The 6,689-nt window shown below is 73.4% G+C and carries 4 protein-coding genes; all 4 read right to left on the bottom strand.

Features of this window, described 5'->3' with window-relative positions; translation table 11 throughout:
* Window positions 1-106: 106 nt before the first annotated feature.
* Window positions 107-1,879 carry an NAD+ synthase gene (locus ACWEJ6_RS18100; protein WP_358294231.1) on the bottom strand — a complete coding sequence of 591 codons (1,773 nt, stop codon included), beginning with the start codon at window positions 1,877-1,879 and terminating at the stop codon, window positions 107-109.
* Window positions 1,880-1,911: 32 nt separating this feature from the next.
* Window positions 1,912-3,432, bottom strand: a complete 1,521-nt coding sequence (locus tag ACWEJ6_RS18095) for a BTAD domain-containing putative transcriptional regulator (RefSeq protein ID WP_452424759.1) — start codon at window positions 3,430-3,432, stop codon at window positions 1,912-1,914.
* A gap of 49 nt (window positions 3,433-3,481) precedes the next feature.
* Entirely contained in the window at window positions 3,482-5,362 is a 1,881-nt protein-coding gene (locus ACWEJ6_RS18090) for a sensor histidine kinase (protein WP_452424757.1), read from the bottom strand.
* A 115-nt stretch (window positions 5,363-5,477) separates the two neighbouring features.
* Window positions 5,478-6,671, bottom strand: coding sequence for an MDR family MFS transporter (locus tag ACWEJ6_RS18085; protein WP_387666035.1), 1,194 nt, complete (start codon window positions 6,669-6,671; stop codon window positions 5,478-5,480).
* Between the last annotated feature and the right edge of the window lie 18 nt (window positions 6,672-6,689).

Here is a 6,689-nt window from a genome sequence, read left to right as displayed (position 1 = left end):
CCAACGTCGGGCTCGGGCTGCTCAACACCAGCGCCCAGTTCGGCAACATCGAGCCTTGCGCAATAAGAGGGCGGCCCGTCGCCCTCAGGTGGACGAGGGCGGTGGGTCAGCCGGTCGTCTCCCGCCACCGGTTGGTGATGGGCAGACGGCGGTCGCGCCCGAAGTTCTTCGGCGTGATCTTCGGGCCCGGCGGGTACTGGCGGCGCTTGTACTCCGCCAGGTCCACCAGCCTGATCACCCGCGTGACCAGCGCCGGGTCGTGCCCGGCCGCGATGAGCTCCTGCGAGCCCATGTCCTTCTCCACATAGTCGTCCAGCAGCCGGTCCAGCACCTCGTACGGCGGCAGCGAGTCGGTGTCGCGCTGGTCGGGACGGAGCTCGGCGCTGGGCTCCTTGGTGATCGAGTTCTCCGGGATCGGCTGCTCGACGGCCATCAGGAAGCCCTCGCAGGTGTGCGCGTTGCGCCACCTGGCCAGCTCCCACACCATCGTCTTCGGCACGTCCTTGATCGGGGCGAAGCCGCCGGCCGAGTCGCCGTAGAGGGTGGAGTAGCCGGTCGCCAGCTCGCTCTTGTTGCCGGTGGTGAGCACCAGGTGGCCGTGCTCGTTCGACAGGCCCATGAGGATCATGCCGCGCACCCTGGCCTGGAGGTTCTCCGCGGCCAGGCCGGACAGCTCGATCTCCTTCTCGAAGGCCGTGACGATCTCGGCGATCGGCGCGATCCTGGAGTTGATGCCCTGCCTGGCCACCAGGTCCTCGGCGTCGGCCAGCGAGTGGTCGGAGGAGTAGCGCGAGGGCATGAGCACGACGTGGACCCGGGACGGGCCGATCGCGTCGGAGGCGATGGCCGCCGTCAGGGCCGAGTCGATGCCGCCGGACAGGCCCAGGATGACCGACTGGAAGCCGTTCTTGGCCACGTAGTCGCGTACCGCGAGCACCAGGGCCGAGTACACCTCGGCGGCCAGGTCGAGCCGCTCGGCGACGGGGGCGGGCGCCGCCGGGTAGGGCGCCACGGGCTCCTGCGAGAGCACCCGGCGCTCCACGGTGATCGTGGTGCCGTCGAGGGCGTCGTGGGGGAACGTCCCGGGCTCGGCGTCGGCGACCGGCAGGTCGAGGTCCACGACCAGCAGCTCCTCGCGGAACTGACCGGCCCGCGCGACCAGCTCGCCCGAGCCGTCCACGACGATCGAGTCGCCGTCGAAGACCAGCTCGTCCTGGCCGCCGACCTGGTTGACGTAGGCGAGCGCGCAGCCGGCCTCGCGCGCCCTGCGGGCGCACAGCTCCAGCCGTACGTCGTCCTTCTCCTTCTCGTACGGCGAGGCGTTCGGCACCACCAGCAGCCCGGCGCCCGCCTGGCCGACGACGGACACCGGCCCGCCCTCCTGCCAGAGGTCCTCGCAGACCGCGATCGCCACGTCCACGCCGTGCAGCCGGAAGATCGGCAACCGGTCGCCGCGCACGAAGTAGCGGTACTCGTCGAACACGCCGTAGTTGGGCAGGTGGTGCTTGGCCGTGCGGGTGACGACCTCGCCCTTGTGCAGCAGCGCGGCCGCGTCCAGCGGCGCGCCCTTGGGCTGCCCCACGCGGGGGGCCAGGCCGGCGCGGTCGACGTAGCCGACGACCACGGGGAGGTCGCCCAGTCCCTCGCGGTCGAGCCTGCGCGCCACCTCCTCCAGGGTCCTGATGCTGGCGTCCACGAAGGACGTGCGCAGCACCAGGTCCTCGACGGGATAGCCGGTGAGGAACATCTCGGTGAAGACGACGAGGTGAGCGCCCCGCTCGGCGGCGTCACGGGTCCACGCGACCAGCCGCTCGGCGTTGGCGGCGAGGTCGCCGACGGTCGGGTTCGTCTGTGCCAGGGCTATGCGCAGTTGTGCCACGTCATTAGCCTAGTACGACCCGATTTTTATCGTCAAAGCGACGAAAAGTGTCCCATGTCGCCAGGGGTGACCAATCCGGACTCGTAGGCCGCCATCACCAGCTGCGCCCGGTCGAACAGCCCCAGGTGGTCCAGCAGCGACTTCACCAGCGCCGACACCTCCTCCTCGGGCAGCGCGAGCGTCTGGCCGATCTGCCGGTTCGTCAGCCCGCGGGCGACGAGTTTGAGCACGTCGAGCCGGGCGTCGGAGAGCCCGGCCAGCGCCGGCGGCGAGGCCGGGTCGGTGCGACCGGCGAACGCCGAGATCAGCCGGGTGGTGACCGCCGGGTCGATGAGCGCGTCCCCGACGGCGGCCGCCCTGATGGCGGCCAGGAACTGCTCGGGGGCCGAGGTCTTCAGCACGAAGCCGCTCACGCCCGCGCGCAGCGCCGCGTACAGGTTCTCGTCGCTGCCGAACGTCGTCATCATGACGACCTTGGGCGGGCGTTCCCCGGCCAGGATCCGGCGGGCGGCGGCCAGGCCGTCCAGGTGCGGCATCTGGATGTCGAGCAGCACGACGTCCGGCCGGTGCGCGCGCACGCCCGCGATGGCCTCCTCGCCGTTGGCGGCCTCGCCGGCCAGCGCGACGCCGTCCTCGCTGTCGAGCATGGCGCGCAGCCCCGCCCGTACGAGCGCCTGGTCGTCGGCCACCAGCACGCGCAGCACCCGCTCGTCGGCGGCCGCGGCCGGCGCGGCGGACGACGGCGCCGGGGACGACGGCGCCGGGGACGACGGCGCCGGGGACGACGGCGCGGACGGCGGGGGCGGCGGCTCCTCCAGCCGCTGGGCCAGCATGTCGGCCTCCAGCCGGCGCAGCCCGGCCGACAGGTCGAGCCCCAGCTCGTCCCGCCACACCGCGCGGGCCCGGCGCAGCGCGGCCAGCGCGTCGCCCTGGCGGCCCATCCGGTACAGCGCGAGGGCCAGCAGCCGCCACGCCTCCTCGCGCAGCGGATGGGCCGAGGCGTGCGCCTCCAGGTCGGCCACCAGGGAGGTGGCCCGGCCGAGCGCGAGACCGGCGTCGGCGCGCCGCTCGACCGCGATCAGCCGCAGCTCCTCCAGCCGGCCCGCCTCGGTCGCCGCCCAGGTCAGCTCGGCGAACTCGGCCAGCGCCGGCCCGCGCCACAACCCGAGCGCGCTCTCCATGGCCGCCCACACCTGCGGCGGCGGCCCCTCGGTCTTCACCAGGCCCTCGAACCGCCACGAGTCCACCTGCTCGGGCGCGGCGCGCAGCGCGTAGCCGGGCGCGGCCGAGACCAGCACCTCGGCCTCCTCGCGCGGCGCGCGGCCGGGCTCCAGCGCGCGCCGCAGCCGGGAGACGTAGCCCTGGATGGTGGACAGGGCCTGCGCGGGCGGATCGCCCGGCCACAGCTCGTCGATGAGGGTGTGCACGGGCACGGCCCGGCCGCCCGCCACGAGCAGACGGGCGAGCACCGCCCGCTGCCGCTGGCCGCCGAGGTCGAGGGGGACGCCGTCGCTCCAGGCGTGGAACGGTCCCAGTGCGGTGAATGTCAGCATGTCAGGGGTAAGCGTAGAGGGAGAACACGTCCGGGGATATGGCGAATTGTCACAGGGGGAGTTCGGCGTGGACAACCGTGCCACCTCCCCGTCCCGCTCGTACGGCGCAGGTGCCCCCGAGCTCGGCGGCCCGTTCGCGCATCGAGCCCAGCCCGACGCCGGGCCGCGCGTCCGGCGGCAGGCCGATCCCGTCGTCGGCGACCGTGACGCGCAGCCGGTCGTCGCGGCGCAGCGCCACCGTGATCCGTGAGGCACTGGCGTGCTTGCGGGCGTTGGTGAGCGCCTCCTGCACGATGCGGTAGGCCGCGACCTCGACCGCGGCGGGCAGGCCGGTCAGCTCGCCCGACGTCTCGATCGGCGTCCCGGCCAGCTCCTCGACCGCGCCGGCCAGGCCCAGCTCGTCCAGGGCGGGCGGGCGCAGGCCGTAGACGAGCTGCCGGATGTCGCCGGTCACGGCGTCCATGCCGGCGCGCAGCCCGGCCAGCAGCCGGTCGGCCTGCTCGGGGGCGCTGTGCACGGTCAGCCGGGCGGCGTTGATCGACATGGCCATGCCGGTGAGCGACTGGCCGAGCCCGTCGTGCAGGTCGCGGCGCAGTCGCCGCCGTTCCTCCTCCCGCGCGGTCAGGATGCGCTCGCGCGAGCGCTGCAACGCCGCCGTCAGCCGTACGGCGTGCGCGGCGTCGGCGATGTACGGCGTGATCGTGGCGATCACCCGCTCGTCGTGGGCCGCGGGGAACCTGCGCCGGTCCGTCGGCCCGATCAGCAGCAGCCCGACCGGCTCGCCGTGCCACACCAGCGGGACCGTCCTGGCCGCCGCGGCCACCACGCCGGACGTGGTGACCGCGCCGTCGGCCTCGACCGCCACGCCGGTCACCGACAGGCCCTCGCGCAGGACGTCGAGCGTGGCCAGCAGGCCGTGCACCGGGTCGGTGTGCTGAAGCCGGTGCCGCAGCCGCCGGGCCAGCGTGCCGGGGACGCCGGTGCTGCCGTACAGCAGGCGGTCCACGCCGCGTTGCAGGCCGCGGCGCATCGGCTGGAAGAACGCCCCGGCGAACAGGGCCGCCGGGATCCCGGCGATCCGGTCCACCTCCGACAGGAACAGGCTGAGCGCCGCGCTGACCGCCACGTACACGAGGGTGATCACGATGGCCAGGCCGGTGCCCACCAGCGCCCTGCTGATCAGCGTGTCGATGCCGAACAGCCGGTAGCGCAGCACCGCCACGGCGATGGCCGCCGGGATCAGCGGGATGGCCAGCGAGGCCACCCACCAGACGTCCGCGCCGAGCATCCAGGGCACCAGCAGGCCCGGCAGGGCCACCAGCAGCCACAGGAGCTGCCGCCGCTCGACCGCGTCGCCGCGCCGGAAGCGCACGACCAGCGAGGCGAAGGCCAGCACCATGCTCGCCGAGAGCGTGCCGTGCCCGGCCTCGCGCAGCTCCGGCCGGCCGGTCAGCAGCCCGGCCCAGTCCAGCGCCTGCCCGGCCACGGCCAGCGCGATCACCGCCCGCCAGCGCCGCGACAGCAGCCTGCCCACCGGGTACAGCAGCGGCAGCAGGACGCCGAGGGTCAGCTCGCAGACGTTCCAGGTCAGGTTGACGACCGGCCAGCGCGGCCCCGGCCGTCCGTCGAGCAGCTGGTAGAGGTTGGCCGACAGGATGTTGGCCGCGGCGCTCGCCCCGCCCAGGCACAGCAGCCAGCCGATGACCAGCCGCGGCCTGCTGTGCACGAGGATCGCGCCGAAGACCGGGAAGGCCGTGCCCGCCATGTCCTCCGGAGCGAACGGCAGCGGCGTGTACGGCGACGGCGGCAACTGGGCGGTCACCCAGATGTCGGCCAGCTCCAGCACGACGGCGAACGTGGCGATCCCGATCGCGACGCGGGGAGTGGCCAGCCTCGTCACCGCCCGGCGCGCCCAGACTGCGTGGCGCATCCCACCATTTCCTTCCGTGATCGGCAGGAAATTATCGGGACGAAGCCAACATCCGATCAAAATTCTCTCAACGGCGGCGGATTCCGTGGAAAGCCGCCCCGGACCTCAGGCCGCGTCAGCGCCGCCGGATCGCCGGGCCTAGGGCCAGCATGCCGGCCGCCGAGACCAGCGCGACGCCGCCCACGGCGAACCACAGCGTCTTCGGCCCGGCCGCGAGCAGCGGGCCGCCCATCAGCGGCGCCAGCACCGAGGCCAGCGACCAGGCGAAGCCGAACAGCCCCGAGTACCGCCCCCGCAGGTGCTCGGGGGCCAGCGCGGCCACGATCGTCCCGGAGATGCCCGCGGTGATGATCTCGCCGACGGTCCACACCGCGATCGTGACGGCCAGCCAGAACGTCGTGGTGACGAAGGCCGTCAGCGCGAACCCGGCCCCCATGACCGCGAGCCCGAGCGCGAACGTGCGGGAGGGGTCCCTGCGCCCGAGCCAGCCGGAGACCAGCGGCTGGACCACGACGATCAGCACCCCGTTCAGCGCCATGGCCAGGCCGAACTGCCCCGGCGTCAGCTTCACCACCGACGTCATCGCGACCGGCAGCATGGTCACGGTCTGCAGGTAGACCAGCGCGTTGCCGAGCACGACCAGCGTGAAGGCCACCATCAGCCGGTCGCGCAGCACGACGCCGAACCCGCCGGACGACTCGCGCGCCGGCGGCCGGGTCTCCGGCACCGCCCGCCACACCAGCGCGGCGAAGACCAGGCACGAGGCCGCGTCGATCCAGAACAACCAGGCGAACCCGACGCTCGCCAGCCAGCCGCCGGCCGTCATGCCGACCGCGTAACCCAGGTTGATCGCCCAGAACAGCAACCCGTAAGCGCGGGCCCGCTCCGACGGCGACACCAGGTCGGCCACCAGGGCGCTGGACGCCGGCCGGTAGATGTCGATCACCAGCCCGAGCACGAACATGGAGGCGACGATCGCCGGCAGCGAGGTGCTGTAACCGAGCGCCAGCATGGTGGCCGCGGTGGCCAGCATGCCGCCCGCCAGCGTGACCCGGCGACCGATCCGGTCGGTGAGCACGCCGGCGAGGATCTGCGACAGCAGCGAGCCCGCGCCGTAGACGCCCATGACCAGGCCCACGGCGGTCACCGACATGCCGCGGGAGTGGGTCAGGTACACGCCGGTGAACGGCATGACCAGGGTGCCCAGGCGGTTGACGAGGGTGCCGCTCCACAGGGCCCAGAAGGGCCGCGGCAGTCCGCCGATCTGGGAGCGGAGGAAGGAAGGCTTCTCAACAGCGGTGCTAGACACGGACCAAGGGTCAGGTCT

The sequence above is a fragment of the Nonomuraea sp. NPDC004702 genome (genome assembly GCF_053601695.1).
Note: the sequence above shows the minus strand (reverse complement) of the source record. Positions and strands in the feature narration are given on the sequence as shown.

Excerpts from the sequence above, each read along its gene's own strand:
- ACWEJ6_RS18095 (WP_452424759.1), bottom strand. The coding sequence starts at position 3,432 with ATGCTGACATTCACCGCACTGGGACCGTTCCACGCCTGGAGCGACGGC.
- ACWEJ6_RS18090 (WP_452424757.1), bottom strand. The coding sequence starts at position 5,362 with ATGCGCCACGCAGTCTGGGCGCGCCGGGCGGTGACGAGGCTGGCCACT.